The 3,352-nt window shown below is 56.8% G+C and carries 2 protein-coding genes and 1 pseudogene; 1 reads left to right on the top strand and 2 read right to left on the bottom strand.

Annotated elements, in window-relative coordinates:
* Together AC1DLB_RS28635 and thiI are read right to left on the bottom strand one after the other, a co-directional pair.
* Positions 1 to 1,228, bottom strand: a 1,228-nt coding sequence (locus AC1DLB_RS28635; protein ID WP_477786150.1) for a GTP-binding protein, incomplete at its 3' end; no start/stop codon positions are given.
* A 139-nt stretch (positions 1,229 to 1,367) separates the two neighbouring features.
* A pseudogene (gene thiI, locus AC1DLB_RS28630) lies at positions 1,368 to 2,494 on the bottom strand (thiazole biosynthesis protein).
* A gap of 328 nt (positions 2,495 to 2,822) precedes the next feature.
* On the opposite strand from thiI, the gene AC1DLB_RS28625 reads away from it, so the two are divergent.
* On the top strand, positions 2,823 to 3,352 hold a 530-nt coding region (locus AC1DLB_RS28625), incomplete at its 3' end, for a glutamine synthetase beta-grasp domain-containing protein (RefSeq protein WP_477786149.1).

Raw genomic sequence — 3,352 nt, 5'->3', positions numbered from 1 at the left:
CTTCAGGGGTGTCGATGGTTACGTTTTCGAACGGTTCCTGCTTCACGCCGTCAACTTGACGGATGATCACTTCCGGACGACCAACGCCCATTTCGAAGCCTTCGCGACGCATGGTTTCGATCAGTACCGAGAGGTGCAGCTCACCACGGCCGGAAACCTTGAACTTGTCAGCCGAGTCGCCTTCTTCAACGCGCAGTGCAACGTTGTACAGCAGCTCTTTGTCCAGACGCTCCTTGATGTTACGGGAAGTCACGAACTTGCCTTCTTTACCGCAGAAAGGCGAGTCGTTTACCTGGAAGGTCATGGAAACGGTTGGCTCGTCAACGGTCAGAGGCTTCATCGCCTCGACGTTGTCCGGCTGGCACAGGGTGTCGGAGATGAACAGCGAGTCCATACCGCTCACGCACACGATGTCACCGGCAAACGCTTCTTCAACGTCGATACGGTGCAGGCCGTGGTGACCCATCAGCTTCAGGATACGACCGTTACGCTTCTTGCCGTCGGCGCCAATGGCCACGACTGGAGTGTTCGGCTTGACGCTACCACGAGCGATACGGCCAACACCGATAACACCCAGGAAGCTGTTGTAGTCCAGTGCCGAGATTTGCATCTGGAACGGGCCTTCACGGTCAACTTTAGGAGCCGGTACGTTGTCGACGATCGACTGGTACAACGGGGTCATGTCTTCAGCCATGTCGGTGTGGTCCAGACCGGCGATGCCGTTCAGGGCCGAGGCGTAGACGACTTTGAAGTCCAGCTGTTCTTCGGTAGCACCCAGGTTGTCGAACAGGTCGAAGATCTGGTCCAGAACCCAGTCCGGACGCGCGCCTGGACGGTCAACCTTGTTGATGCACACGATTGGACGCAGGCCGGCTTCGAACGCCTTCTTGGTCACGAAACGGGTTTGCGGCATAGGGCCGTCTTGAGCGTCAACCAGCAGCAGAACGGAGTCGACCATCGACATTACGCGTTCAACTTCGCCGCCGAAGTCGGCGTGGCCCGGGGTGTCCACGATGTTGATGTGGTAGCCGTTCCAGTTGATGGCGGTGTTTTTCGCCAGAATGGTAATACCGCGCTCTTTCTCCTGGTCGTTGGAGTCCATCACGCGCTCGTCGTTGAGCTCGTTGCGCTCCAGGGTGCCGGATTGACGCAAGAGTTTGTCTACCAGGGTGGTTTTACCATGGTCAACGTGGGCAATGATGGCGATGTTGCGTAGATTTTCGATCACTTGTGTATCTCGATCAGAGGATTCGGTGTGCTGACAAGTCTTGGCAGCGATTAACAGTAGCGTCCGTACAAGCCGTTACAACTTGACGGTGGCATCGGGGGGCCGGTGACGCAGGCCACAGGCAAACAGCCCCGGGCACTTAGCTCGGTCGATAAACGCGCACATTGGCATGCCCCTCACTGAGCAAATGGTGGGCATGCAGGCGACTCATCACGCCTTTGTCGCAATACAGCAGGTACTGGCGAGTAGGGTCCAGTTCCTTGAAACGAGCGTTCAGTGCATAAAACGGCATCGTCTGTACCTCGATACCAGGAAGCTCCAGCGGGTCGTCTTCGGCGGCATCCGGGTGACGGATATCGATGATGATCTGGCCCGCCAGCGCTTCGCTGACTTCTTCAATCTGCAAGTCCTGGCCCAATTCGTCGATCACCCGATCGATCGGCACCAGTTTGGCGTTCTCGAGCGCGCGCTCAAGGACTGCCATGTCGAGTTATCGACTTTCCCGAGAATTTCTCCCAGAACTTCCTCGAACGGCACACTGACAAATAACACGCGTTGGGAGCTGCCGTACTTCTTCCAGATGAAGTGCGCGACTTCCATGACGCCCAATTCGTGGGCGCGTCCGCCCAGGTTGAAGAAGCAGAAGTGGCTCATCAGCCCGCGGCGCATGATCTGGTAGGCCGCAACGGTGGAATCGAAGCCGCCGGACATCAGTACAAGCGTCTGTTCCAGGGCCCCGAGCGGATAACCGCCGATGCCGTTGTGCTGGCTATGGATCACGAACAACCGTTGGTCGCGAACTTCGATACGGACTTCGATTTCGGGCTTTTTCAGGTCGATTCCGGCGGCACCACACTGACGGCGCAACTGGCTGCCGACATATTTCTCGATGTCTATCGAACTGAATGGGTGCTTGCCGGCGCGCTTGCAGCGCACCGAGAAAATCTTCCCGGCCAGCGCATCGCCGTAGTGCTGCTTGCACTTCTCGACGATGTCGTCGAAGTCGCCCAGCGGGTACTCGTCGATCTGCAAAAAGTGCGCGATGCCCGGCGTGCAAGTCAGGCGCTCGCCCATCTCTTTCAGGACCTTGGGGTCGCTGACGCGGGTTTCCAGCTCGAGATTGTCCCACACACCGTTCACCACCACGGCCGGGTCCAGGTCACGGAGCACGGTACGGATGTTTTTGGCCAACTGGCGGATGAAACGCATCCGTACCGGGCGGCTCTTGATGGTGATCTCGGGGAAGACTTTTACGATTAGTTTCATGAAAACAGCGCGCGCAGGGCCAGCCGAAAAAGGGGGGCGCGGATTATAGCGGAAATTGCTCAAGGTTTAACCAGTTAATGTGCAGAAGGTTTTGCATGCACCAAAACAGGTCATTTATGGAAATCGACGCTACATTACAGGGCGATATTTTGCGCTTTATGGTGCGCCGCCCCCTTGCAAGCGTGATATTGGGGCAAAAAACCCATGATGAGGCACTGGCATGCAATTTGCTCCCTTGTGAGGCAGGTTGCCATGGCAGAGTATTCGCGCCGGCATCACCCACATTTAAGGGCATCCATTACTAGCCCTRAGCCACCCGGAGGACACTATGTCGAAGTCGGTTCAACTCATCAAAGATCATGACGTCAAGTGGATTGATCTGCGCTTCACGGACACCAAAGGCACTCAGCACCACGTGACCATGCCGGCTCGCGATGCGCTGGATGAAGCTTTCTTCGAAGAAGGCAAAATGTTCGACGGTTCCTCCATCGCTGGCTGGAAAGGCATCGAAGCTTCCGACATGATCCTGATGCCGGACGACACCACTGCCGTTCTCGACCCGTTCACCGAAGAGCCGACCCTGATCCTGGTCTGCGACGTGATCGAGCCTTCGACCATGCAAGGCTACGACCGTGACCCACGGGCGATCGCCAAGCGTGCCGAGGAATACCTGAAGTCGACCGGTATCGGCGACACCGTATTTGTGGGTCCAGAGCCTGAGTTCTTCATCTTCGACGAAGTGAAGTTCAAGTCCGACATCTCTGGCTCGATGTTCAAAATCTACTCCGAACAAGGTTCGTGGATGTCCGACCAGGACGTGGAAGGCGGCAACAAAGGCCACCGTCCAGGCGTCAAAGG

The organism is Pseudomonas sp. 05N434, from assembly GCF_056396965.1.
The sequence above is the reverse complement of the archived record's forward strand: the minus strand, read 5'-3'. Positions and strand labels throughout refer to the sequence as shown.